21 protein-coding genes are annotated in these 25440 nt (G+C 73.4%); 9 read left to right on the top strand and 12 right to left on the bottom strand.

Translation table 11 applies throughout. The features are described 5' to 3' along the window. Positions 1–45: 45 nt before the first annotated feature. The 3 genes from P2424_RS26075 to afsQ1 form a co-directional block, all read right to left on the bottom strand. Entirely contained in the window at positions 46–864 is an 819-nt protein-coding gene (locus tag P2424_RS26075; RefSeq protein WP_276478149.1) for a hypothetical protein, read from the bottom strand. After that, positions 861–2498, bottom strand: a complete 1638-nt coding sequence (locus P2424_RS26070; RefSeq protein WP_276478148.1) for a HAMP domain-containing sensor histidine kinase — start codon at positions 2496–2498, stop codon at positions 861–863. Before P2424_RS26070 ends, P2424_RS26075 begins: the two co-directional genes overlap by 4 nt. A gap of 100 nt (positions 2499–2598) precedes the next feature. Continuing rightward, entirely contained in the window at positions 2599–3276 is a 678-nt protein-coding gene (gene afsQ1 / locus P2424_RS26065; RefSeq protein ID WP_177214322.1) for a two-component system response regulator AfsQ1, read from the bottom strand. A gap of 202 nt (positions 3277–3478) precedes the next feature. Here afsQ1 and P2424_RS26060 point away from each other — a divergent pair, with 202 nt between their 5' ends. Then, the gene (locus P2424_RS26060; protein WP_276478146.1) at positions 3479–4324 is read left to right on the top strand and encodes a SigE family RNA polymerase sigma factor; all 846 of its coding nucleotides are present in this window, start codon (positions 3479–3481) and stop codon (positions 4322–4324) included. A gap of 195 nt (positions 4325–4519) precedes the next feature. Here the strand turns inward: P2424_RS26060 and P2424_RS26055 are convergent, their stop codons facing one another. Further along, the gene (locus P2424_RS26055; RefSeq protein ID WP_276478145.1) at positions 4520–5185 is read right to left on the bottom strand and encodes an ATP-binding protein; all 666 of its coding nucleotides are present in this window, start codon (positions 5183–5185) and stop codon (positions 4520–4522) included. 239 nt (positions 5186–5424) lie between these two features. On the opposite strand from P2424_RS26055, the gene P2424_RS26050 reads away from it, so the two are divergent. Both P2424_RS26050 and P2424_RS26045 read left to right on the top strand, forming a co-directional pair. Continuing rightward, positions 5425–6513, top strand: a complete 1089-nt coding sequence (locus P2424_RS26050) for an S-(hydroxymethyl)mycothiol dehydrogenase (protein ID WP_276478144.1) — start codon at positions 5425–5427, stop codon at positions 6511–6513. Next, entirely contained in the window at positions 6510–7118 is a 609-nt protein-coding gene (locus P2424_RS26045; protein ID WP_276478143.1) for an MBL fold metallo-hydrolase, read from the top strand. Before P2424_RS26050 ends, P2424_RS26045 begins: the two co-directional genes overlap by 4 nt. A gap of 51 nt (positions 7119–7169) precedes the next feature. Here the strand turns inward: P2424_RS26045 and P2424_RS26040 are convergent, their stop codons facing one another. Next, positions 7170–8381 carry a pyridoxal phosphate-dependent aminotransferase gene (locus P2424_RS26040; RefSeq protein ID WP_276478142.1) on the bottom strand — a complete coding sequence of 404 codons (1212 nt, stop codon included), beginning with the start codon at positions 8379–8381 and terminating at the stop codon, positions 7170–7172. 88 nt (positions 8382–8469) lie between these two features. Between P2424_RS26040 and P2424_RS26035 the strand changes: the two genes are divergently transcribed. Beyond that, a complete protein-coding gene (locus P2424_RS26035; protein ID WP_276478141.1) occupies positions 8470–9162 on the top strand; it encodes a helix-turn-helix domain-containing protein in 693 nt (230 codons plus the stop codon). A 203-nt stretch (positions 9163–9365) separates the two neighbouring features. Here P2424_RS26035 and P2424_RS26030 read toward each other — a convergent pair whose 3' ends face one another. From P2424_RS26030 to deoC, 3 genes are read right to left on the bottom strand one after another with little or no spacing between them, the layout of a single operon-like run. Then, the gene (locus P2424_RS26030; RefSeq protein ID WP_276478140.1) at positions 9366–10265 is read right to left on the bottom strand and encodes an aldehyde dehydrogenase family protein; all 900 of its coding nucleotides are present in this window, start codon (positions 10263–10265) and stop codon (positions 9366–9368) included. After that, on the bottom strand, positions 10252–11718 hold the full coding sequence (locus P2424_RS26025) for an aldehyde dehydrogenase family protein (RefSeq protein ID WP_276478139.1): 1467 nt from the start codon (positions 11716–11718) through the stop codon (positions 10252–10254). The genes P2424_RS26030 and P2424_RS26025 overlap by 14 nt, the downstream gene beginning before the upstream one ends. A gap of 3 nt (positions 11719–11721) precedes the next feature. After that, positions 11722–12699 (bottom strand): deoxyribose-phosphate aldolase, encoded by a 978-nt coding sequence (gene deoC / locus P2424_RS26020; RefSeq protein ID WP_276479133.1) that lies wholly within the window; start codon positions 12697–12699, stop codon positions 11722–11724. 318 nt (positions 12700–13017) lie between these two features. Between deoC and P2424_RS26015 the strand changes: the two genes are divergently transcribed. The 3 genes from P2424_RS26015 to P2424_RS26005 all read left to right on the top strand — a co-directional run bounded on the left by P2424_RS26015 (position 13018) and on the right by P2424_RS26005 (position 17147). Continuing rightward, entirely contained in the window at positions 13018–13176 is a 159-nt protein-coding gene (locus P2424_RS26015) for a hypothetical protein (RefSeq protein ID WP_276478138.1), read from the top strand. 242 nt (positions 13177–13418) lie between these two features. Next, a complete protein-coding gene (locus P2424_RS26010; RefSeq protein ID WP_276478137.1) occupies positions 13419–16211 on the top strand; it encodes a lanthionine synthetase LanC family protein in 2793 nt (930 codons plus the stop codon). Between the two features lie 144 nt (positions 16212–16355). Next, entirely contained in the window at positions 16356–17147 is a 792-nt protein-coding gene (locus tag P2424_RS26005) for a PH domain-containing protein (RefSeq protein ID WP_276478136.1), read from the top strand. 66 nt (positions 17148–17213) lie between these two features. On the opposite strand, the gene P2424_RS26000 is transcribed toward P2424_RS26005, so the two are convergent. The 3 genes from P2424_RS26000 to P2424_RS25990 form a co-directional block, all read right to left on the bottom strand. Continuing rightward, positions 17214–18989, bottom strand: a complete 1776-nt coding sequence (locus P2424_RS26000) for a phospho-sugar mutase (protein ID WP_276478135.1) — start codon at positions 18987–18989, stop codon at positions 17214–17216. A gap of 109 nt (positions 18990–19098) precedes the next feature. Continuing rightward, complete coding sequence (locus P2424_RS25995; RefSeq protein WP_276478134.1) at positions 19099–19920, bottom strand: purine-nucleoside phosphorylase; 822 nt, start codon at positions 19918–19920, stop codon at positions 19099–19101. A 144-nt stretch (positions 19921–20064) separates the two neighbouring features. Beyond that, complete coding sequence (locus tag P2424_RS25990; RefSeq protein ID WP_019357735.1) at positions 20065–20502, bottom strand: gamma-glutamylcyclotransferase; 438 nt, start codon at positions 20500–20502, stop codon at positions 20065–20067. A 155-nt stretch (positions 20503–20657) separates the two neighbouring features. Between P2424_RS25990 and P2424_RS25985 the strand changes: the two genes are divergently transcribed. Next, positions 20658–22136, top strand: coding sequence for an NAD(P)H-quinone dehydrogenase (locus tag P2424_RS25985; protein WP_276478133.1), 1479 nt, complete (start codon positions 20658–20660; stop codon positions 22134–22136). Positions 22137–22316: 180 nt separating this feature from the next. Further along, positions 22317–23282 carry a DeoR/GlpR family DNA-binding transcription regulator gene (locus P2424_RS25980; protein ID WP_276478132.1) on the top strand — a complete coding sequence of 322 codons (966 nt, stop codon included), beginning with the start codon at positions 22317–22319 and terminating at the stop codon, positions 23280–23282. 82 nt (positions 23283–23364) lie between these two features. Here P2424_RS25980 and P2424_RS25975 read toward each other — a convergent pair whose 3' ends face one another. Beyond that, positions 23365–25149 (bottom strand): biotin carboxylase N-terminal domain-containing protein, encoded by a 1785-nt coding sequence (locus tag P2424_RS25975; RefSeq protein WP_276478131.1) that lies wholly within the window; start codon positions 25147–25149, stop codon positions 23365–23367. Positions 25150–25440: the final 291 nt, after the last annotated feature.

Raw genomic sequence — 25440 nt, 5'->3', positions numbered from 1 at the left:
GGGCAGCGCGGGGCCGCCCCGAGCACCGGAGGCCCGGGGCGGTGCTCACACCTGGGTGCCGGCCGACTCGGCGGACCGGGGGTGGGTGCGCAGTGCCGTGCCGCACTCGTAGCGGCGCAGCGGCGAGCGGGCCTCGCCGTCGGCGCCCTCGGCACCCTCCGCCTCGCTGACGGCGTCGTCGCCGCCCGCGGAACGGTCGCCGGCGGGCCCCCCGAGGATCACACCTCCCTCGGCGTCGGCCGCGGAGGTGTCCGCGTACGTGCAGACGATCTGCGCCAGCGCGTAGGGCGGCAGTTCCTCGAGCGGCTCACTCAGCCGCAGCGCCCCGTCCGGGTCGCCGTCCGTCCCGCCGCTGACCGTCAGCCTTCGCGGTACCGCCGTCTCGAAGCCCGCCGTGTCCTCCCCCGGCTCCGGCCGCTGCCGCAGCTCGTCCAGCAGTTCCCGGGCCACCGGCAGCCGCCGGGCCGAGGAGCGCCCGTCGGGCATCCGCACCTTCCGCTCGACGGGCGAGACACGCGCCCCGCACACCAGATAGACCCGGACGACGGACGCTCCGCCGCCGCCCTCCGGGCTCTTGCGGTCGTCCGGCAGCACGCAGCCCACCCGGGACGGCGCAGCCCCCGCGTCCACCGGCACGGACGTGGCACGGATGCCGCACCCGGCGGCCGGCAGGACGAGGACGGACAGCGCCAGGGCGCTCAGCGCGGCGCGGCGCAGTCCCCGGCCCCGCCCGGCGCCCGGCACGCGGCCCCCCGCTACCCGGCGACGCGGGGACGCGGCCGCCGGGGTCGGCGCGGGCGCGGTCGCGGGCGTGGGCCGCGTGGTGGTGTGCGGCATCGTGCGGTCGGCCGTACGGTCGCTCATCGGTCACCTCCCCGGTCCCGTCCGTCACTCGGGCGCGCGTCGTCGTCGGGGTCGCCCCCGCCCTCGTCCGCGTGCTCGTCGCCGCTCTCCCGCTCCTCGGCGATCCGGCGGGCGTCCCGGGGCAGCCGCAGAGTGAAGACCGCGCCGCCCTCGCCTTCGGGCGCGTTGTGCGCGGTGATCTCACCGCCGTGGATGTGAGCGTTCTCCATCGCGATGGACAGGCCCAGACCGCTGCCCTCGGAGCGGGGGCGGGAGGCGCTGGCCTTGTAGAAGCGGTCGAAGACGTGCGGCAGTACGTCCTCCGGGATACCCGGGCCCTGGTCGGCGACCTCGATCACCAGCTCGTCGCCGCCTCCCGCGACTCCGGCGCCGTCCTCCCGCTCCCGGGTCCGTACCGAGACCCGCACCGGGGAGCCGCCGTGCTTGAGCGCGTTGCCGATCAGATTGGCGAGGATGACATCGAGGCGCCGCGGATCGAGCCGGGCCATGGTGCCGCGATCCGCGTCCAGTTCCACCGCGTCCAGCCAGGCGCGGGCGTCGATGCAGGCGGTGACCTGGTCCGCGACGTCCACGTCGTCCAGCACCAGCTTGGCCGTGCCCGCGTCGAAGCGGGTGACCTCCATCAGGTTCTCCACCAGGTCGTTGAGCCGCCGGGTCTCGCTCACCACGAGCTGCACGGCCGGAGCGATCATGGGGTCGAGATTCTCCTGCTCCTCCTCCAGCACCTCGGTGACCGCGGAGATCGCCGTCATCGGGGTCCGCAGCTCGTGCGACATGTCGGCGACGAAGCGCCTGCTGGAGGCCTCCCGGGCACTCAGGTCGGCGACCCGCTGCTCCAACGAGGCGGCCGCGTCGTTGAATGTGCGGGAGAGCTGGGCCAGTTCGTCCGTGCCCGAGACCCGCAGCCGCGTCTCCAGTTTGCCCTCGCCCAGCCTGCGGGCCGCGTCGCCCAGCCTCCGCACCGGGCGCAGCACGGTGGTCGCCGCCGCCTGGGCCAGCAGCATCGCACCGATCAGGGCCAGGGCCGTGGCGATCCCCAGCGACCAGGCGAGCGAGTTGAGGTCGTCGCGCTCGGGCCCCAGGGACTTGAGCAGATAGCCGGTGGGGGTCGGCTCGTCGCCCACCACCTTGGCGCCGCCCACCAGATAGGGGTCGCCGTCCAGCGTGATCCGCTGCCAGTACAGGTGGTACGGATGCTTGTTCTTCTCGTCGACGGTGCGCTTCTTGGCCACGGCCCTGCGCAGTTGCGGGGGGACGTCGGCGAGGGTGAAGTCGTCCTCGTTGGAGGCGGTGGCGCAGGTCCTGCCGTCCTCGGCGCGGTCGATGAGCAGCACCTGGTAGTTCTGCGAGCTGTGGGCCATCTTGGCGGCGGCCTCGCGCAGTTCCTGGCAGCTCAGCTTGCGCGGCAGGTTGCCCGCGTTGTCCTCCATCGCCTTGCGGAAGTCGTTGAGGGACGCGTTCTGGGCACGGGTGAGGACCGCGTCGCGGTTGAGCCAGTAGGCGATACCCGAAGCGGAGACGGCGGCGGTGAGCGCCACCAGCGCGAAGACGACGACCAGTCGCAGGCGCAGAGTCGGCAGCACACCGGCGAGGCGGGTGCCCAGCCGCCCGCCGGTGGAGGGAGCGTCTGTCACGCGGCGGATCCGTTCGCCGTGCACGTCGCCACCGGCGCCCGGCCCGGTTCCGTCGTGCGTGGTTCCGTCGTGCGTGCGCGCACCGTGGGGAGTCGTGCGCTCACTGGGGAACGTCCAGCCGGTAGCCGACACCCCGCACCGTGCGGATCAGGGTGGGCGAGGAGGGCACGTCCTCGACCTTGGCCCGCAGCCGCTGCACGCAGGCGTCGACCAGCCGCGAGTCGCCCAGGTAGTCGTGTTCCCACACCAGCCGGAGCAACTGCTGCCGGGAGAGGGCCTGGCCGGGCCGCCGGCTCAGCTCCAGCAGCAGCCGCAGCTCGGTCGGCGTCAGCTGCAGGTCCTCGCCGTTCTTGGTGACCGTCATCGCCGAGCGGTCGATCACCAGCGAGCCGAACGTCGCCGAGTCGTTGGACTCCCGTTCGCCGCGCCGCATCACGGCGCGGATGCGCGCGTCCAGCACCCGGCCCTGCACGGGCTTGACGACGTAGTCGTCCGCGCCCGACTCCAGGCCCACCACGACGTCGATGTCGTCGCTGCGGGCGGTCAGCAGGATGATCGGCAACTGGTCGGTACGGCGGATGCGGCGGCACACCTCGAAGCCGTCGATGCCCGGAAGCATCACGTCCAGCACGATCAGGTCGGGGCGCTGCTCGCGCAGCAGTTTCAGGCCGTCCTCGCCGGACGCGGCAGTCACCACGCGGTGCCCCTGGCGGGTGAGACCCATCTCCAGGGCGGTACGGACAGCGTCATCGTCCTCGATCAGCAACAGGAAAGGCACGCGCGCCATTCTGGCCCATGGCGCACCCATAGTTCGACCGGTGGTCGCCGCAGCGCAGCGACACGCCCGCCGACCTGCGCAGTATGCGGCCCGCCGAGCCTTGTGACACCGCTGTGACAGACGGGGGACCTGGCGATGAAGTCGGGGCGGCAGTGTTTACGGGGTCAAGCAAGCGACTGGGTCTGCTCCGAGGGGGCGCGAGATGAACACACTGCACGGCACCAACACGAGCGCAGTACTTCACACGCGTCTGCACCTCCCCTCGGTTCCCGCTCAGCAGACCCGGTCTGCGGAGAAGCCCGGTGCCGTGAGCGGACGGGGGTGCGCTCGCGGCACGGGGCGTATGCGTCCGCGGACCGTCTTCGGTCCCGCGGTCGAGGGGCTCCGGGGGGAGGCCCCTGGGGGGACGGGGGAGAACGGGAGCAAGGGGGGCTCCCGGGGAAGTGGCGAGTACAGGGAGGCGGCCGTCCTGGGGACGGCCGGGGCGCCCACGGGGGACGCCGTCGCGGACGGTGCGGACGCGGACGCCGAAGCGGCGTTCACCGCGTACGTACGCGAGCGCCGGGCCTCCCTGTACGCCACCGCCTACCACCTCACCGGTGACCGGTACGAGGCGGAGGATCTGCTGCAGAGCGCCCTCTTCTCCACCTACCGGGCCTGGTCGCGGATCAGCGACAAGGCGGCACTCGGCGGCTATCTGCGCCGCACCATGACCAACCTGCACATCAGCGCCTGGCGCCGCCGGAAGCTGAACGAATACCCGACCGAGGAGCTGCCGGAGACCGCCGGCGACCAGGACGCCATGCGCGGCACCGAACTGCGCACCGTTCTGTGGCAGGCCCTCGCCCGGCTGCCCGAGATGCAGCGCACCATGCTGGTGCTGCGCTACTACGAGGGGCGCACCGACCCGGAGATCGCCGAGATACTGGACATCAGCGTCGGCACGGTCAAGAGCAGCATCTGGCGCTCGCTCCGCCGCCTCCGCGACGACGAGGTCCTCAGCTTCGGCCGGGACCAGGGGGAGAGCTTCGGCGAGCTGGTCGCCTGACGGCGCACCGCTCGGCCGCACGAACGGTCCTCCGGCCGCCCCTCGGGGACATGGGGCGCAAGGGGGATACGGGGGAACGGGGGAAAACGGGGAAACGGGGGGAACTGGGGAAAGGGAAAAGGGGAAACAGGGGGAATCGGGGGATGAGAGAGGGCGGTTGCGCCCGGGACGGGGGTCCCGGCCGCAACCGCCCTCTCAGCGGTTCCCGTGCGGCACCGGTGCGGTCGTCCGGCCGAGGCGGGCGATGCGCGCCGCAGCCTCCCGGTGGGCGCAGGCGTGCGCGCCCAGCGACCGGTGGCGGGCGACGATGGCGGGTTCGGCGCGCAGCAGCCGGACGCCGCGGGTGAGCAGCACCGGGAGCGGCTTGCGGGACTCGCGGATGTCGCGGAGCAGGCGTCGGCGGAACGTGGTGGTGGGGTGGCCCCGCAGGCAGATGGCGTCGGCCAGCAGGCCGAGTGCCGCGCAGCGCGCGGTGATGTCCGCGGCGAAGATGCCCTCCGCGATGAAGAGCGGGGACCCGCCGAGTGCCAGGTGCTCGGCGCCGGTGCGGGCGCTGGTGGCGATGTCGTAGAGCGGCACCGTGGCCGCGCCCTCGTGGCAGAGCCGGGCGATGGTGCGGACGGCCGCTTCGGCGTCCCAGGAGAGCGGGGAGTCCCAGTCGGTCCCGGCTCCGATACGCGGGAGGGTGGGGTCGTCGCCCTCCTTGTAGAAGTCGTCCAGGCGGAGCACGGGGAGCCCGCTGCGCGCGGCGAGGCGGGTCTTGCCGGACCCGGAAGGGCCGGTGAGCAGGATGACCCGCGCGGTGCCCCCGGCGGAGGCGGTTCGCTCGGACAGGTCGCATGCGTGGCTGGAGTCGGTCACGGGCACCCATTGTCCGCCATCACCCCGCCGGATTCGAAGGCGCGTGCGGAAGAGAGCGGGAGTCGGGGCGGCACTCCCGCGCGGCGGGGCGGCACCCCCCCGTGGCGGGCCCGCACACCCCGCGCGGGCGGGCCGCGGAAACTCGTCCGGGCCGACTCGGCTCCGCCCCTCCCGAAATCGGCCCCCGGCCAGCGAGAATGACCCCCCAAGCAGCCGAGGGAAGAGGGAGGCCCGCACGTATGGCTCAGGAAGTACGCGGAGTCGTCGCACCGGGCAAGGACGAGCCGGTGCGGGTCGAGACGATCGTGGTTCCGGACCCGGGGCCCGGCGAGGCCGTCGTCCAGGTGCAGGCGTGCGGCGTGTGCCACACCGACCTGCACTACAAGCAGGGCGGCATCAGTGACGACTATCCCTTCCTCCTCGGGCACGAGGCGGCGGGTGTCGTGGAGGCGGTCGGTGACGGGGTCACCGAGGTGGCGCCCGGGGACTTCGTGGTCCTCAACTGGCGTGCGGTGTGCGGACAGTGCCGGGCCTGCAAGCGCGGGCGGCCGTGGTACTGCTTCGACACCCACAACGCCGAGCAGAAGATGACCCTCAAGAGCGACGGGCGGGAACTGGAGCCCGCGCTGGGCATCGGTGCGTTCGCGGAGAAGACACTGGTCGCCGCCGGGCAGTGCACCAAGGTCGACCCGTCGGTCTCGCCCGCCGTCGCCGGACTGCTGGGCTGCGGCGTCATGGCGGGGATCGGCGCGGCGATGAACACCGGCCAGGTGACGCGCGGCGACTCGGTCGCGGTCATCGGGTGCGGCGGGGTGGGGGACGCCGCCATCGCGGGGGCGCGGCTCGCGGGCGCGGCGAAGGTCATCGCCGTGGACATCGACGACCGCAAGCTCACCACCGCCGAGAAGATCGGCGCGACCCACACCGTCAACTCCGCCACCACCGACCCGGTCGCCACCATCCGGGAGCTGACCGGCGGGTTCGGCGCCGATGTGGTCATCGAGGCGGTCGGCCGTCCCGAGACCTACAAGCAGGCGTTCTACGCCCGCGACCTGGCGGGCACGGTCGTCCTGGTCGGCGTGCCGACGCCGGAGATGACGCTGGAGCTGCCGCTGCTGGACGTCTTCGGCCGGGGCGGTGCGCTCAAGTCCTCCTGGTACGGGGACTGCCTGCCCTCCCGGGACTTCCCGATGCTGATCGACCTGCACCAGCAGGGGCGGCTCGACCTGGGCGCCTTCGTCACCGAGACCATCGCGCTGGACGAGGTGGAGAAGGCGTTCGAGCGGATGCACGGCGGCGACGTGCTGCGTTCGGTGGTGGTCCTGTGACGGCGGCCCGGATCGACCACCTCGTCACCAGCGGGGAGTTCCGCCTGGACGGCGAGACGCACCAGGTCGACAACAACGTCTGGATCGTCGGCGACGACACGGAGGCCGTCGTCATCGACGCGGCACACGACGCCGATGCCATCGCGGCGGCGCTGGGGCAGCGGACGCTGCGCGCGATCGTGTGCACACACGCGCACAACGACCACATCGACGCCGCGCCCGCCCTCGCGGACCGCACGGGTGCACCCGTCCTGCTGCATCCGGACGACCTGCCGCTGTGGAAGATGACCCACCCGGACCGGTCGCCGGACGGGGAACTGGCCGACGGCGAAACCGTGCAGGTGGCGGGCGTCGAGCTGACCGTCCTGCATACCCCGGGCCACGCACCGGGCGCGGTCTGCCTCTACGCTCCCGCGCTGGGCACCGTCTTCACGGGCGACACCCTCTTCCAGGGCGGCCCGGGTGCCACCGGCCGGTCCTTCTCCGATCACCCCACCATCGTCCGGTCGATCAAGGAGCGGCTGTTGACGCTGCCGCTGGAGACCGTCGTGCGCACCGGGCACGGCGACAGCACCACGGTGGGGGAGGAGACGGCGAACGTCTGACACGGCGCCCGGTACCGTCCGTTCCGCCCCGGGCCGGGGCGGAACGGACGGTCACTGCCGGTAGCTCTCCAGGAAGCGGCCGATGCGGGAGACGGCCGCGTCCAGGTCCTCCGCCCTGGGCAGGGTGAGCACCCGGAAGTGGTCGGGGCGGGCCCAGTTGAAGCCGGTGCCCTGGACGACCTGGATCTTCTCCCGCAGCAGCAGGTCGAGGACGAACCGTTCGTCGTCGTGGATGCGGTGCACCTCGGGGTCCAGCCGGGGGAAGGCGTACAGCGCGCCCTTCGGTTTGACGCAGCTGACACCGGGGATCTCGTTGAGCTTCTGCCAGGCCACGTCGCGCTGTTCGTGCAGCCGCCCGCCGGGCAGTACGAGGTCCTCGATGGACTGGCGGCCACCCAGCGCGGCCTGGATGGCGTGCTGCGCCGGGGCGTTGGGGCACAGCCGCATGGAGGCGAGCATGCCCAGCCCCTCCAGGTAGTCGCGGGCGTGCTGCTTGGGGCCGGAGACCAGCAGCCAGCCCGAGCGGAAGCCCGCCACCCGGTAGGCCTTGGACAGTCCGCTGAAGGTGAGGCACACCAGGTCCGGGGCGAGGGCGCCGACGTGGTGGTGGACGGCGCCGTCGTAGAGGATCTTGTCGTAGATCTCGTCGGAGAGGACCATCAGCCCGTTGCGGCGCGCCAGGTCGAGGATGCCCTCCAGCAGCTCGCGCGGGTAGACGGCGCCGGTCGGGTTGTTGGGGCTGATGATGACGACGGCCTTGGTGCGAGGAGTGATCCTCGCCGCCATGTCGTCCAGGTCGGGCAGCCAGTCGGCCTGCTCGTCGCACACGTAGTGCACGGCCTTGCCGCCCGCCATCGTCGTCACGGCCGTCCACAGCGGGAAGTCCGGTGCCGGGATGAGGATCTCGTCGCCGTCCTCCACCAGCGCCTGCACGGCCATGGAGACGAGTTCGGAGACGCCGTTGCCCAGGTAGACGTCGTCCACGTCGGCGTCGGGGAAGCCGCGCTGCTGGTAGTGCTGGGCGACGGCGCGGCGGGCCGGCAGGATGCCGCGGGACTCGGTGTAGCCGTGCGCCTGGGGGAGCATCCGCACCATGTCCTGGATGATCTCCTCGGGCGCCTCGAAGCCGAAGAGCGCGGGGTTGCCGGTGTTCAGCCGCAGCACGCTGTGGCCGGCCTCCTCCAGCGCGTCGGCCTGCTCGATCACCGGACCGCGGATCTCGTAGCAGACCTCGCTGAGCTTGTTCGACTGCCGGAACTCCATGCTGCCCCACCCTCCTCGTCCAACCTGGCTTCTTGGTTCTACCAAGTCGGCACTTGGAAAGTCCAACCACATGTCTACACTGAACGGCATGCCGAGCCACGCCAGCCAGCCGAGTCCGGGGCGCACCCGCCGCAGTTACGACCAGTTCTGCGCCACGGCGCGCGCCCTCGACTCGGTGGGGGACCGCTGGACCCTGCTCATCGTCCGCGAACTCCTCGCCGGACCGCGCCGCTACACCGATCTGCACGCCGACCTGCCCGGCGTCAGCACCGACGTGCTGGCGGCGCGGCTCAAGCACATGGAGGGCGAGGGGCTGGCCGAGCGGCGCCGACAGCCGCGCCCCGCCTCCGGCCACGTCTACGAACTGACCGAGCGCGGCCGTGCGCTGCTGCCCGTGCTGACCGCGCTCGCCTCCTGGGGAGCCCCCGCGCTGGGCGCACCCCGCCCCACCGACGCGGTGCGCGCCCACTGGTGGGCCCTCCCGCTGCGCGACGCGGTCGGCCGGCTGACCGGGGCCGGCGCGGCCGCGCTCATCGAGGTCGTCCTGCCCGAAGGGGCGTTCCACCTGCGGGTGGGCGACGCGTCGGACGGTCCGCTGTACGGCGAGGGCCCGGCGGACGACGCCGAGGCGCGGCTGGAACTGGACGCGGAGGCGTGCGCGGCCCTCGCGGAGGGCTCGCTGGCGCTGGCCGACGGCATCCGGGCCGGGACGGTGCGGGTGACGTTCCCGGACGGCGCCCGGGAAGGGCCGCTGGCGCACGCGCTGGCCGCGGCGGACTGAGCGCTCCCGCCGGCGCCCCGGAAGCGGGGCACCGGGGCAGCGCGGGCCGGGCCGCGGACCGCGCCGGGCACACCGCGGCACCGGCCGCGGACCGTGCCGGGCGCACGAGAAGAGCCGCGGACCACGCCCCGCCAGGGGGCGCGGGCCGCGGCCCGACCGGGAGCGAGGCGCGCCCGCCGCGCGGGGCGCCGTCCCGGCTGTGCTCAGGCGCCGATCGGATGCCAGACGGTCTTCGTCTCCAGGAAGGCCGTCATCCGCTCCAGCCCCGGCTCGGCCGTCCAGTCGACGGCGCCCGGCGCCGGGCGCAGCACCCGCTTGAGGTTTTCCGCAGCAGCCCGCTCCAGCTCCGTGCCCAGCTCCGGGTCCGCGCCCGCGAGGTCGATCGCGTTCACGTCCTGGTGTGCGGCGAGCGGCCGGGCGAGTTCGGCGGTCTCCCCGGACAGCACGTTGACCACGCCGCCGGGCAGGTCCGAGGTCGCCAGCACCTCCGCGAGGGAGAGCGCGGGCAGCGGAGCGTCCTGTGCGGCGGCGACGACGGCCGTGTTGCCGGTGACGATCACCGGCGCCAGCACGGAGACCAGACCCAGCAGTGACGAGTTCCGCGGGGCCGTTACCGCCACCACACCGGTCGGCTCGGGCGTGGAGAGGTTGAAGAACGGGCCCGCGACCGGGTTGCCGCCGCCCACCACCTGGGCCACCTTGTCCGACCAGCCCGCGTACCAGACCCAGCGGTCGATGGCCGCATCCGTATGGGCCTGCGCCTTCGCCTTCGACAGCCCCTCGGCCGCTGCCACCTCGGCGGCGAACTGCTCGCGGCGGCCCTCCAGCATCTCCGCGACGCGGTAGAGGATCTGGCCGCGGTTGTAGGCCGTCGCGCCCGACCAGCCGCCGAACGCCTTGCGGGCCGCGACGACCGCGTCCCGCGCGTCCTTGCGGGACGCGCGGGGGGCGTTGGCCAGCCACTGGCCCTTCGCGTCGGTCACCTCGTACACCCTGCCGCTCTCGCTGCGGGGGAACTTGCCCCCCACGTACAGCTTGTAGGTCTTCAGCACGGACAGTCGTGCGCCCCGTGCCGGGGATGTACGTGCCTCAGGCGTGCTCAAGGTATGCCTCCAGACCGTGCCTGCCACCCTCGCGGCCGTAGCCGGACTCCTTGTAGCCGCCGAACGGCGAGGTCGGATCGAACTTGTTGAACGTGTTGGCCCAGACGACGCCCGCGCGCAACTGGTTCGCCAGCTTCAGGATGCGCGAGCCCTTCTCCGTCCAGATGCCCGCCGAGAGCCCGTAGGGCGTGTTGTTGGCCTTCGCGACCGCCTCCTCGGGCGTACGGAAGGTGAGCACCGAGAGCACCGGGCCGAAGATCTCCTCCTGCGCGATCCGGTGCGCCTGGCCGACTCCGGTGAAGACGGTGGGCGCGAACCAGTGGCCGCGCTCGGGCAGCTCGCACGGCGGGGACCAGCGCTCGGCGCCCTCGGCCTCGCCCGCCTCGGCCAGCTCGGTGATCCGGGCCAGCTGCTCGGCGGAGTTGATGGCGCCCACGTCGGTGTTCTTGTCCAGCGGATCGCCGACCCGCAGGGTGCGCAGCCGCCGCTTGAGCGCGTCCAGCACCTCGTCGTGCACCGACTCCTGCACCAGCAGCCGGGAACCGGCGCAGCACACCTGCCCTTGGTTGAAGAAGATCCCGCCCACGATGCCCTCGACGGCCTGGTCGAGCGGGGCGTCCTCGAAGACGATGTTGGCGCCCTTGCCGCCGAGTTCCAGGGTCAGCCGCTTGTCCGTACCGGCGACCGTCCGCGCGATCTCCTTGCCGACGGCGGTCGATCCGGTGAACGCGACCTTGTGCACGTCCGGGTGGCCCACCAGGGCCGCGCCCGTCGCGCCGTCGCCCGTGAGGATGTTGACGACGCCCTTGGGCAGTCCCGCCTGCCGGCAGATGTCCGCGAAGAACAGCGCCGAGAGCGGCGTCGTCTCGGCGGGCTTGAGCACCACCGTGTTGCCCGCGGCCAGCGCCGGGGCGATCTTCCAGGCGAGCATCAGCAGCGGGAAGTTCCACGGGACGACCTGTGCGGCGACCCCCAGCGGCCGCGGGTCGGGCCCGCAGCCGGCGTAGGAGAGCTTGTCGGCCCAGCCCGCGTAGTAGAAGAAGTGCGCCGCCACCAGCGGCAGGTCCGCGTCCCGCGTCTCGCGGATCGGCTTGCCGTTGTCCAGGGTCTCCAGTACCGCCAGCTCGCGCGAGCGCTCCTGGATGATCCGGGCGATCCGGAACAGGTACTTCGCCCGCTCGGCACCCGGCAGCGCCGACCAGGTCTCGAACGCCGCGCGTGCGGCGCGCACCGCCGCGTCGACGTCGTCCGCCTGGCCGTAGGCGACCTCGGACAGCACCTCCTCGTCGGCCGGGGAGCGGGTGGTGAACACCATGCCGCCGGCGGCCTCGCGGAACTCCCCGTCGATGAACAGGCCGTAGGACGGTGCGATGTCGACCACGGACCGCGACTCGGGCGCGGGCGCGTAGCCGAACAGAGTCGACGTCGTCGACCCGGACTGCTGGTCGTTCATGGCTCAGTCCACCGTTACGTAGTCGGGGCCGGAGTAGCGGCCGGTAGCGAGCTTCTGGCGCTGCATCAACAGGTCGTTCAGCAGGCTGGAGGCGCCGAAGCGGAACCAGTGGGGGCTGAGCCAGTCGTCCCCCAGCGTCTCGTTGACCATCACCAGGTACTTGACCGCGTCCTTGGCCGTGCGGATGCCGCCCGCGGGCTTCACGCCCACCTGCTGCCCGGTGGCGGCGCGGAAGTCGCGGACGGCCTCCAGCATCAGCAGCGTGTTCGGCGGCGTCGCGTTCACGGCCACCTTGCCGGTGGAGGTCTTGATGAAGTCGGCGCCCGCGAGCATGGCCAGCCAGGAGGCCCGGCGGATGTTGTCGTAGGTGGCCAGCTCCCCGTTCTCGAAGATCACCTTCAGGTGTGCCGCGCCGCAGGCGGACTTCACCTCGCGGATCTCCTCGAACACCTGGAGGTAGCGGCCGGCGAGGAAGGCGCCCCGGTCGATCACCATGTCGATCTCGTCGGCCCCGGCGGCCACCGCCTCCCGGGTGTCCGCCAGCTTGACCGCCATCGAGGCACGTCCGGAGGGAAACGCGGTGGCGACGGACGCCACGTTGATCCCTTCGGCGCCCAGTTCCGTCAGCGCCTGCCGTGCGGTGGCCGCCATGTCGGGATAGACGCAGATCGCGGCGACGGGGGGCGCGGACCGGTCACCCGGGTCGGGACGCGCGCCCTTCGCGCACAGGGACCGCACCTTGCCCGGTGTGTCGGCCCCCTCCAGCGTCGTCAGGTCGATCATCGAGATCGCCAGGTCGAGCGCGTACGCCTTGGCGGTCGTCTTGATGGAACGGGTCCCCAGCGCGGCGGCCCGGGCTTCCAGCCCGACCGCGTCGACACCGGGGAGCCCCTGCAGGAAGCGGCGGAGTGCGGCATCGGAGGTCGCGACGTCGGAGAGGGAGCCCCTCCCCGCGTCGCGAGGGGCCGCATCGGTAGGCATGGTCACCAGAGCACCATATCTACGCGCGTAGGAGCTGTCACCCCCCCCCGGGGGGACCGCCACCGGCTCTCCGGGCCCGGGCTGTCGGCCTTCCGCGGCGTCACTCCCCCTCCAGGGCGCCCGGCGAGCACGTCGGCACGGGTCTGGACCTGTGTCGGAACGCAGGTCGGAAGCCCGAGCGGAACGGCACGTCGCGCGGGGGTTGCCGCCCCTTCGACGGGCGCCCTAGCCTCGTTCACATCACCAGGCACTCGAACCTCAAGTGCGGTGATTCAGCAAGGAGTTCACGCAACTGTCCCTACTGGCACGGGAGAGACCATGGAATTCCTGTCCCAGTTCACGCCCCGCGAGGCAGGGGTGCTGAACCAGGACCCGGAGGTGTCGTTCCACGAGAACGACCTCGCCGCCGGAGCCACCGACCGCTGCCCGATCACCGCCTGCGACTACACCTGCATGGGGACCGGCAACACCGGCTGACCCAGCGCACCACCACCGGGGTGCCCCGACCGCCGCGCGCGGCGGTCGGCGCCCCGCACGACGGCCCGAGGAGGTCGCCGGACCGGACGCCGCGGCGTCCTGGGCCGGGCCGCCTCGGGCCGCCCGTGCGTCAGCGGGCGCTCACCGGTCCGGCGGCGAACGCCCGGCACCCCGTACCGACCGGCTCACACGGTGGAAGCCCAGGGCCCGACCGAGCGGCCCCGAAGACCGAGGAGCGGCGGGTGGCCGACTGGAACGCGCAGGACGTGCTCCGGAGACTGACCGAGGAGTGCGGCGCTCCGCACTCGCTCGTCACCGGGGCCACCTGGACACGGGTGAGGTGTGAGCCCGCACCCGACCTCCCCGAACACGGCTGGAAGCTGCACATCTCCTCCCGGGCCGACGCGCTGCCGCAACTGGCGCCGGTTCTCTTCCCCCGTCTGCTCGCCGAGGGGTGCGGGTTCAAAGTGGCCCGCTCGGACCGGGTGCTGCGCCGGCTCAACGACGCCGGAGCCGGGTCGGGAGCGGTGGGCAAGGCCGTCACCGTCTATCCGCCGCCCGAACGGGTCCGCGAGCTGGGCCGGGAACTGGCCGAGCTGCTCCGGGGCCATCCCGGCCCGAGAGTGCCCAGCGACCGACGGGTGGCGGAGGACGCCCCCGTGTACTACCGCTACGGCCCCTTCCGCACCCACTGGCGCAGCGGCCCCTACGGCACCCTGGTGGTGGTCATCCACGGCCCGGACGGCCAGGAGTTCGAGGCAGCCGCCTCGCTCGGCTACCGCCAGCCCCCCTGGGTGAGCGACCCGTTCCGTACGGACGAACCGCCGCCCGGCACCGAAGTCGCCCCCGCGGACACCGCGGCTCACCCCGCGCCGGACGACCACGCGCCGCGCCCCGCCGCCGACGTGCTGCTGGGGGGCCGGTACCGGGCCGTCGAGGGCGTGTACGAGTCGGCCCGCGGCAACGTCTACCGCGCCGTGGAGACGACGGGCCGGGCCGGCGACGCCGCGCACGGGCGCACCGTCATCGTCAAGACCGCCCGCGCGCACGTCAGCGAGGACCGCGACGGCAACGACGTCCGGGTCCGGCTGCGCAACGAGCGCCGCGTCCTGACGGCGTGTGCCGGGGTGCCGGGCATCCCCGCCTTCCTCGACCACTTCGCCCACGCCGCCGACGAATACCTGGTCACCAGCGATGTCGGCGACCGCAACCTCATGGAACACATATGGCGCAACGGCGCGTTGCTGCCGGCCCCCTGCACGCCCGCCTCCATGCCCGCCGCCGATGACGGCGAGGACCCCGGGGCCACCGGAGAGGCGGGGGCCACCCGGCCGGCGGACGAGGCCGACGCGTTCACCCGCCTCGCACGTGAACTCGCCACCACGCTCGGCGCTCTGCACGCCGAGGGGGTGGTCATGCGGGACGTGACACCCCGCAACATCGTCCTGGACGACACCGGGCGGTCCCACCTCATCGACTTCGGGATCTCGGCGCTCGACGGCATCCACCTGCCGGGCGGCACCCCGGGCTACGCCCCGCGGGAGCAACTCGACCGCACGCAGGAACCGTCGGCGGCCGACGACCACTACGCGCTCGGCATGGTCCTCGTCTTCGCCGCCACCGGGCTGCCCCCGGTCACCGGGGAGGCGTCGACCGCCCTCGCCCGCACCCGGGCGCTGCAGTGCCTGCACGCCGTACACGGCACCCGGCGGCCGGAACTCCGCGCGGTGGTCGGCGACCTCCTCTCCCGCGATCCGGACCGCTCCGCCGGGGCGCTCGCCGACCTCGCCTCCGGGGACTGGCGCGCCCGCACCGGCGGCCACGCCCTCACGCCTCCCGCGGCCCCCACCGGCCAGGCCGACCTCGCCGACCGGGTGCTGGAGATCCTGCTGGCCGAGGCGGGGGAGTACCACCTCGGCGGAGAGGGCGTGGACTTCCCGGCCGTCGACGCCAGCCTGTACACCGGAAGCGCGGGGGTCGGGCTGGAACTGCTGCAACACCGCCACCGCCCGGGCGTCCCGGAACTGCTGCGGCGGCTCGCCCGGCACGCCCACCGCAGCCTGGCCACCGTGCCCACCGCGGACGGCCTCTTCTCCGGCCGCACCGGCACCGAGGTGTTCCTGGCCGCGGCCCGCCGTGCCGGAGTGGAGGTGCCGACCGGACCGGTGCTGCCCGCCGCCACCCGCGGCCGCGCACCGGACGCCGCGGAGGTTCCGGAAGTGCTGCGGGCCGTCGACATCGACGTCGTCTCCGGGCACGCGGGCGTCGGACTCGGCAGGCTCCTGCTGGCCGACCTCGGCGACCCGGGCGCGCCGGCGGCGGCCGCGGCCCTCGCCGAGCCGCTGCTGCGGCGCGAGGACCCTGCCGTCCCATCCGCACACCTGGCCGCTGAACTGGGCCGCGAGACCACCTTCGGGTACGCGCACGGATATCTCGGCGTCACCGACTTCCTGCTGCTGCTCGCCGCCCGCAACGGCGACCGAGGGTTGCTGGAGACCGGCCGGCTGCGGGCCCACCGGCTGGCCGCTCTCGTCCCGGACGTGGTCGCCGCCGCAGCCGCGCCCACCGCCTCGCAGATGGCGGTCTCCTGGTGCCGGGGGCTCGGCGGCCTGGCCCGTGTCCTGCGCCACGCCTGGCTCGTCCTCGACGAACCGGAGCTGCGCCGGGCCGCCGAGACCGCCACCAGGGGCTGCCTGCCCTGGCTGACCAGGCTCAGCACGCTCGGCCAGTGCTGCGGCACCGCCGGGCTCGGCGCGGTCCTGCTGGACCTGGCCGTGGACACCGGGGAGGACCGCTACCTCGACGCCGCCCACGAGGCGGCACGCCATCTGATGCGGCGCAGCCACGGCCCGGACGACGCGCCCGCCCTCGTGGCCAACACCCACACCAGGGACGCCCCCTACTCGTGGGCGCAGGGCTACGCGGGCATCCTGGCCTTCCTGCGGCGGCTGCGCGAGCCGGCCGGCCCCGATCTGCTGCCGGAGCCGACGGCACGGAACACCCCGGCCCCGCACGGGAGGACGGTCGGCGGCTGAGCCCGCAGGGCCACGCCGGGGCCGGGGCCGGGGTGGCCCTGCGGTGAGTCCGGTCCGGGCGCTGGGGGGCACCGGCCCACCGGCTGTCCCTTCGATGCCGTACCGCAATGTCCGTCATGCGGACGGTCCGGCACAATCGTTCGCATGACGAGCGAGGACAGCGAGGGCACGGGCGAGGACCGCGGCGGCGCGACGGACGGCGACCGCGCGGCCGGAAGGGAACGCGGAAGCGCTCCCGGCTCCGGCGGGGAGACCGGTTCCGGAAGCGACAGCGGCTCCGGGAGCGGGACCGGCGGACAGGAGTTCCCCGACCGGGTGTACCGCTCGGCCGGTGGGATGGCGGGCGGCATCGTCCTGCTCGCCATCGGGCTGTGGCTCGCGACGGACGCGGTCCTCGGGGGCGAGGGCAGGACGCCGTGGCTGACGCTCGCCGCGATGCTGTGCGTCGTGCCGCTCGTCGTCGCCTTCACGCTGCGTCCCGCCGTGTTCGCGGGGGAGCGGCGGATGCGGGTGCGCAACCCGTTCCGCACCATCGAGGTGCCGTGGGGAGCCGTGGAGTCGCTGCGGGCCGGGTACTCCAGCGAGGTGCTGGCCGGAGGCGCGAAGTACCAGCTGTGGTCCATCCCCGTCTCCCTGCGGGCCCGCAAGAAGGCGACCCGGCACAACGAGCGGATCGGTTCGGGTCGGCCGCCCGCCACCGGGCCGGGCGGGCTGTTCGGCGGCCGCGGGATGCCGAACGTGGGTCCGGACACCTCGGAGCTGCGGGAGAAGCGGGCCGCCTCCGACCAGTCCGTCGACGAGCTCCGCGAGCTGGCCGAGACCCACGGCCGGAAGGAGGCGGCCCAGGGAGAGGTCGCCGTCCGGTGGTCCTTCGAGGTCATCGCCCCGGCGCTGGCGGGTGCCGTGCTGCTGGCCGTGCTGCTGGCGACGGGCTGACCCGACCGCGGGCACGGGAGAGCCGGGCAGTCCGGTCCGCACAGTCCCGCCGGCCCGCCGGACGGTTCAGAACCCCGTGGCCCGCTTGAGGTCGTCCTTGATCCGCTCCAGCACCCCGGCCGCGCGCTCCCGCGCGGCCGGGAGGCCGGCCGCCTCTCCGACCGGGACGACGACCTCCAGGTAGCACTTGAGCTTCGGCTCGGTACCGCTGGGCCGCACCACGACCCGGCCCCCGGCGATCCGCCCCGCCGTGCCGTCGGCCGCGTCGCCGTCCGCGCCGCCGAGCAGGTAGCGCAGTCCGTCCGTGGGCGGGAGGGCCGCGCTGCCCCGGTTCAGGTCCTCGGCCCGCGCGACGGCCAGCCCGCCGAGCGAGGCCGGCGGCTGGGCGCGCAGCCGCTCCATGGCGGAGGCGATCAGCGACAGGTCCGCCACCCGCACCGACAGCTGGTCGGTGGCGTGCACGCCGTGTTCGACGTCGAGTTCGTCCAGCAGGTCGGACAGCGTGCGCCCGGCCTGCCTGAGCTCGGCGGCCAGCTCGGCGACGAGCAGCGCAGCGGTGATGCCGTCCTTGTCCCGGACGCCCTGCGGGTCGACGCAGTACCCCAGCGCCTCCTCGTAGCCGTAGCGCAGCCCCTCCACGCGGGCCAGCCATTTGAAGCCGGTCAGCGTCTCGGTGTACGGCAGCCCGGCGGACTCGGCGATCCGGGAGAGCAGCGAGGAGGAGACGATGGTCGTCGCGAGGGTCCCGGCGGCGCCCTTGCGGATCAGATGGGCGGCCAGCAGCGCGCCCACCTGGTCGCCGCGCAGCATCCGCCAGCCGCTTCCGGCCGCCGCGTCCGGTACGGCCACGCCGCAGCGGTCCGCGTCCGGGTCGTTGGCGATGATCACGTCGGGGCGTTCGCCGTGTTCGGTCTCCCAGGCGCGGGCGGTCGCGTACGCGCGGTCCATCGCGCCCGGTTCCTCCGGGTTGGGGAACGCGACGGTGGAGAAGTCCGGGTCCGGCTCGGCCTGCTCGGGCACCGGGACCGGGCGGGGGAAGCCCGCCCGCTCGAAGGCGAGCTGCGCCGTGCGGTGGCCGACGCCGTGCAGGGCGGTGTGTACGACCCGCACCTCGCGGGCCGAGCCCTCGGTGAGCACGGCCCGGGTGCGGGCCAGGTAGGCGTCCTGTACCTCGTCGCCGAGCACCTGCCACCCCGACTCGGGGCGCGGCACGCCCGCGAGCGGGCCGACGGCCGCGATGGCGTCCGCGATCTCGCCGTCGACGGGCGGCACGATCTGCAGGCCGTCGTCCAGATAGACCTTGTAGCCGTTGTCGCGCGGAGGGTTGTGGCTGGCGGTGACCATGATCCCGGCCGCCGCGCCGAGCTGCCGTACGGCGAACGCCAGCACCGGGGTGGGCAGCGGCTCGGGCAGCGTCGCCGCGCGCAGTCCGGCGCCGGTCATGACCGCCGCGGTGTCCCGGGCGAAGTCGGCGCTCCGGTGGCGTGCGTCGTAGCCGATCACGACCAGCGGCGCGTCGCCCTCCGCCGGGTGGGGGAGGCGGGCGCGCAGATACGCGGCGATGCCGGCCGCGGCGCGGATGACGACGGCGCGGTTCATCCGCATCGGCCCCGCGCCCAGCTCGCCGCGGAGTCCGGCGGTGCCGAACTGGAGGGTGCCGGTGAACCGGTTCCGCAGCTCGGCCAGGTCGCCGGCCTCGAGCAGCGCGGCGAGTTCCTCGCGGGTCTCCGGGTCCGGGTCCTCGGCCAGCCAGTCGCGGGCACGGGCGAGCAGCGCGTCGTCCGATCCGGGCGCGGGCGCGTCCGGTGCGGCTGTCGCGTCCTCCCGCAGGCTGTCGGTCATCTTGGTGGTCCTGCCTTTCACGGTGGGGCTGGGGAGCCCGGTGGGGCTGAGGGGCCCGTGGGGCCCGGAAAGAGCCGCCTCCGGGATGCTCCGGGGCGGCCCCGGCCGGTCAGAGCCGCTTGAGTACCTCGCCGAGCAGGGTGCCCATGCGCACCGCGGAGTCGCGGCCGGCCTGCAGGACCTCCTCGTGGTTGAGGGGCTCGCCGGTCATCCCGGCGGCGAGGTTGGTGACCAGGGAGACGCCGAGTACCTCGGCACCCGCCTCGCGTGCGGCGATGGCCTCCAGGACGGTGGACATGCCCACCAGGTCGCCGCCGATGGTGCGGACGTAGTTGATCTCCGCGGGGGTCTCGTAGTGCGGGCCGGGGAACTGGACGTAGACGCCCTCTTCCAGCGTCGGGTCGATCTCCTGGCAGAGCGCGCGCAGCCGCGGCGAGTACAGGTCGGTCAGGTCGACGAAATTGGCGCCGACGATCGGCGAGGTGGCGGTGAGGTTGATGTGGTCGCTGATGAGGACCGGCTGGCCCGGCCGCATGCCCGGTCGCAGCCCCCCGCAGCCGTTGGTCAGGACGATGGTCTTGCAGCCCGCCGCCACGGCCGTGCGCACCCCGTGCGCGACGGCCGCGACACCGCGGCCCTCGTACGCGTGCGTACGGCCGAGGAAGACGAGCGCGCGCTTGTCGCCCACCCGGTGCGAGCGGATCTGGCCGGCGTGGCCCGCGGCGGTGGGCGGCGGGAACCCCGGCAGCTCGGTGATCGTGAGCTCGTGGTCGGCCGCGCCGAGCGTGTCGGCGGCGGGAACCCAGCCCGAGCCCATGACGAGCGCCACGTCGTGGCTGTCCTCGCCGGTCAGGGCGCGCAGCCGGGCGGCGGCCTCCTCGGCGGAGCGGTAGGGGTCGTCGGCAGCGTGAGTAGTGGCAGATGCGTTCACGCGACGAGGGTAGCCCGTTATCGCCTACGCGCGTAGACGCGCGGCGCAACTCGTCCGCAAGTCCGGACGAACACACGGGCGACGGGAGGAGCGGGCGGGGCGCGTGTGGAGATTCTGTCGGCCCGCGACGCTAGCGTTCCGCCGCTAGCACGGTCGTTTGCGGAGCTCCATGACGTAGTCGTGCGGGGCACCGGCGGACTCCGCGGCGTCGGCGATGTCCCCCAGATAGCGGGCCGAGGGCAGGCCGCCCTCGTAGCCGTTGAGGACGTAGCACCAGGCCGGCTCCTCACCCTCCAGGGTGTGCACCCGCACCCGCATCCGCCGGTATATGTCCAGACCGACGCCCTCCCAGCGGTCCATCGAGTCCTCGTCCATCGGCGCGATGTCGTACAGCGCGACGAAGATCTGGGAGCGCGGCGCCTCCACGAGGGTGGCCAGCGCGCCGTCCCAGCCCATGTGCTCGCCACCGAAGGTGAGCCGCCAGTCGGTGAGCCAGCCGGTGCCGCGGAGGGGGGAATGCGGGGCGCGGCGGGCCATCAGGCGGGCGTCGAGGTTGCCGGCGTAGGCGGCGTAGAGCGACATCCCACGAGGGTAACGGGGGCCCTCACGGGAGGGGCGTCTCCCGCGGCCGCGCCCCGTGGGCCGGGCGGTGCGGCCGGAGCGCGGACCCGCCGGGGCGCCGGACCGGCGCGGGGAGGGAGCCCCCCGGCGGGTCCGGACCTGACGGGTGCGGGACAATGGGGCATGTGACTCGGATCGTGATCATCGGTGGTGGCCCTGGCGGATACGAAGCGGCGCTGGTGGCGGCGCAACTCGGCGCGGAAGTCTCCGTCGTCGACTGCGACGGCCTCGGCGGTGCGTCGGTGCTCACCGACTGCGTGCCGTCCAAGACGTTGATCGCCACGGCCGAGGTGATGACCAACTTCGACTCCTCGTACGAGGAGCTGGGCATCCGGGTGGAGGACACCACCCACGACCCGGACGATCCGGCGCGCGTGGTCGGGGTCGACATCCGCAAGGTCAACCGGCGGGTCAAGCGGCTCGCGCTGGCCCAGTCCCACGACATCACGGCCTCGGTCACCCGGGCGGGCGGCCGGGTGGTGCGCGGCCGCGCCAGGCTGGAGCCCGGCCAGGCCCCGGACGGCTCCCGCGTCGTGACGGTCACCGCGGCGGACGGCAGCCAGGAGCAGCTCACGGCGGACGCGGTGCTGGTCGCCACCGGCGGCCACCCGCGGGAGATCCCGGACGCGCGCCCGGACGGCGAGCGCATCCTGAACTGGACACAGCTCTACGACCTCCAGGAGCAGCCCGAGGAGCTGATCGTCATCGGCTCCGGTGTGACCGGGGCCGAGTTCGCGGGCGCCTACCAGGCGCTGGGCTCGCAGGTCACCCTGGTCTCCTCGCGGGACCGGGTGCTGCCGGGCGAGGACCCGGACGCGGCGGCGGTGCTGGAGGACGTCTTCCGGCGCCGCGGGATGAACGTGATGAGCCGCTCGCGGGCCGCCTCGGCGCAGCGGGTGGCCGCGGCCGGGGGCGAGCCGAAGCCGGACGGGGACCGGGTCGAGGTCACGCTCCAGGACGGCCGGAAGATCACCGGTACGCACTGCCTGGTGGCGGTCGGGGCCATCCCCAACACCTCGGACATGGGGCTGGAGGAGGCCGGGGTCCGGCTCAAGGACTCGGGGCACATCTGGACCGACAAGGTCTCGCGCACCTCGGCCCCGGGTGTCTACGCCGCGGGCGACTGCACCGGTGTCCTCGCGCTCGCGTCCGTCGCGGCGATGCAGGGCCGGATCGCGATGTACCACTTCCTCGGCGACGCGGTGAACCCGCTCGATCTGCGGACGGTCTCCGCGAACGTCTTCACCGACCCGGAGATCGCGACGGTCGGCTACAGCCAGGCGGACGTCGACAAGGGGGCCATCGAGGCCCGCGTCGTGAAGCTTCCGCTGCTGCGCAACCCGCGGGCCAAGATGCAGGGCATCCGGGACGGCTTCGTGAAGCTGTTCTGCCGCCCCGGTACCGGGATCATCGTGGGCGGGGTGGTCGTCTCGCCGCGGGCCAGCGAACTGATCCATCCGATCTCGATCGCGGTTGACAACAATCTGACCGTGGAGCAGATCGCCAATACGTTCACCGTGTACCCCTCGCTGACCGGCTCGATCGCCGAGGTCGCCCGTCAGTTGCACACCCGCAAGATGACCGAACTGCACTGAACCGGGGCGGAAGCGGGGTGCCTGCCGGGGCGCCGCAGTCCCGAACAGTCCGCCATACCACATTCGGGGACGCTGGACGGACAACTTCTGTTAATCGGCGGATAGCGCTGAAACCAGACGGTCGTTGGGGTTACTGTCAGTTTCGTGTTCGCTGCGGAACGTCGTCAATTGATCCTAGAAATGGTGCGAGCGAACGGAGCAGTCTCGCTCCGTGAGCTGGCCCGCGTAGTCCAGACCTCCGAGGTGACCGTGCGCCGTGACGTACGGGCGCTGGAGGCCGAAGGGCTCCTCGACCGCCGTCACGGCGGAGCCGTGCTGCCGGGAGGCTTCACCCGGGAATCCGGCTTCCCCCAGAAATCCCACCTGTCCACCGCGGAGAAGACGGCGATCGCCGATCTGGCCGCGGGCCTCGTCTCGGAGGGCGAGGCCGTCGTCGTCGGAGCCGGGACGACGACGCAGGAGCTGGCGCGCCGGCTCGCGAGAGTGCCCGGCCTGACGGTGGTCACCAACTCGCTGCTGGTGGCCCAGGCGCTCGCGCACGCCAACCGGGTGGAGGTGGTGATGACCGGAGGCACCCTGCGCGGCTCCAACTACGCGCTGGTCGGCAGCGGTGCCGAGCAGTCCCTGCAGGGGCTGCGGGTCTCCCGGGCCTTCCTGTCCGGCAGTGGGCTGACCGCCGAGCGCGGGCTGTCCACCTCCAACATGCTCTCCGCGAGCGTGGACCGGGCCCTGGTGCAGGCGGCCGGGGAGGTGGTGGTGCTGGCCGACCACACCAAGCTGGGTGCCGACACGATGTTCCAGACGGTGCCCACCGACGTGATCACCCGGCTGGTGACGGACGAGCCCCCGCCGCACGACGACCGTGCGGAGACCGAACTGCAGGCCCTCGCCGACCGGGGCGTCCAGGTGGCCGTCGCCGGGACGCCGTCCGCCGGTCCGGAGCGGGGCCGCCCCGAGGTGCCGATGCCCACGCCCCGCAGGGCGGCGCCGCAGGGCGGAAACCACTCCGGCGGCCACCCCGGAAACCACAACCACCCGGGACCGTCCGCGGGTGCGCCGGGCGGCCCACCTCCCGGCCATCTGCGGTCCGCACCGGCGGCCGCGGCGCCGCCCCGGGTGGCGGACATGGCACCCAGGCGCCGCTGACCGGCCGCGCACATGACGCGCCCGCCGCCGGAGGCGTACCTCCGGCGGCGGGCGCGGCGTGCGGATCCGGGGCCGGTCCGGGTCAGTCCTTGATCTCGCAGATGACGCCGCCCGCGGTGACCGCGGCACCGATCTCCGCGTTGAGGTCCTTGACGGTACCGGCGCGGTGCGCGTTCAGCGGCTGCTCCATCTTCATCGCCTCCAGGACGATGACGAGCTCGCCCTCCTCGACCTGCTGGCCCTCCTCCACGGCCACCTTGACGATGGTGCCCTGCATGGGGGAGGCGAGCGCGTCGCCGGAGACGGCGGTGCCGGACTTCTTGGCGGCCTTGCGCCGCGGCTTGCGGGCACCGCCCTCGACCGCGGCCCGCGCCAGCGGCATGCCCAGCGAGGAGGGCAGGGAGACCTCCAGCCGCTTGCCGCCGACCTCGACGACGACGGTCTCGCGCCCCGCGGCGTCGTCCTCCTCGGCCTCGCCGGGGGCGGGCGCCGAGAACGGCTTGAGGTCGTTGACGAACTCCGTCTCGATCCACCGGGTGTGGACGTCGAACGGCTCACCCTCGCGGCCGCTCACCTCGGGCGCGAACGCCGCGTCCCGGACCACCGTGCGGTGAAAGGGCAGTGCGGTGGCCATGCCGGTGACCTCGAACTCGTCCAGCGCACGGGCCGCGCGCTGGAGCGCCTGCTGCCGGGTGGCGCCGGAGACGATCAGCTTGGCGAGCAGCGAGTCCCACGCCGGACCGATCACCGAGCCGGACTCGACGCCCGCGTCCAGCCGTACGCCGGGACCGCTGGGCGGCGCGAACGTGGTGACGGTGCCGGGCGCCGGAAGGAAGTTGCGGCCCGGGTCCTCGCCGTTGATCCGGAACTCGAAGGAGTGACCGCGCAGCGGCGGGTCGTCGTACCCCAGCTTCTCGCCGTCGGCGATCCGGAACATCTCGCGGACCAGGTCGATCCCGGTGACCTCCTCGGTGACCGGGTGCTCCACCTGGAGGCGGGTGTTGACCTCCAGGAAGGAGATCGTGCCGTCCTGGCCGACGAGGAACTCGCAGGTGCCCGCGCCCTCGTAGCCCGCCTCGCGGAGGATGGCCTTGGACGCGCGGTACAGCTCGGCGTTCTGCTCGTCCGTCAGATACGGGGCCGGGGCCTCCTCGACGAGCTTCTGGTGGCGGCGCTGGAGAGAGCAGTCGCGGGTGGAGACGACCACCACGTTGCCGTGCTTGTCGGCCAGGCACTGCGTCTCCACGTGCCGGGGCCGGTCCAGATAGCGCTCCACGAAGCACTCGCCGCGGCCGAAGGCGGCCACGGCCTCGCGGACCGCCGAGTCGTACAGCTCGGGGACCTCCTCCAGGGTGCGGGCCACCTTCAGCCCGCGCCCGCCGCCGCCGAAGGCGGCCTTGATGGCGATGGGCAGGCCGTGCTCCTCGGCGAAGGCGACGACCTCCTCCGCGCCGGAGACCGGGTCCTTGGTGCCCGCGACCAGCGGGGCGCCCGCGCGCTGCGCGATGTGCCGCGCGGCGACCTTGTCGCCCAGATCGCGGATGGCCTGCGGGGGCGGGCCGATCCAGTTGAGGCCCGCGTCGAGCACCGCCTGCGCGAACTCGGCGTTCTCGGAGAGGAATCCGTAGCCGGGGTGGACGGCGTCGGCTCCCGAGTCGGCGGCCGCTTTCAGTACTTTGCTGACATCCAGATAGCTCGCCGCCGGGGTGTCACCGCCCAGGGCGAATGCCTCGTCGGCCACGCGGACGTGCAGCGCGTCCCGGTCCGGCTCGGCATAGACGGCGACACTCGCGATTCCCGCATCCCGGCACGCGCGGGCGACGCGGACGGCGATTTCGCCGCGGTTGGCGATGAGCACCTTGCGCACGATGGCTCCCTCCTTGGAACAACCTGAGTTTAGGTACAGGCGACACCTGACGCCGAGCCGCCAAGGGGGGTGAGCTTGCCCACACGGAGTGTCACCCGTGGGTCACGCAGGACCGGATCTCCCCTCGTTGTCCCACGGTACGCCGCATTCGGCGGTGGAATGTGCGCCTCGGGCATGTGGGCTAGCTCTCTGTCGGAGTCGTGCGCCTGAGCGCGTCGTCTTTGTGGGGTCCCTACGACTCATAGACGTAATTTTTGCTTTGCGTCGATTCTCTTGCCCCGGCTTGTACCC

The organism is Streptomyces sp. WMMB303 (assembly GCF_029351045.1).
Taxonomy (GTDB): domain Bacteria; phylum Actinomycetota; class Actinomycetes; order Streptomycetales; family Streptomycetaceae; genus Streptomyces.
The sequence above is the reverse complement of the archived record's forward strand: the minus strand, read 5'-3'. Positions and strand labels throughout refer to the sequence as shown.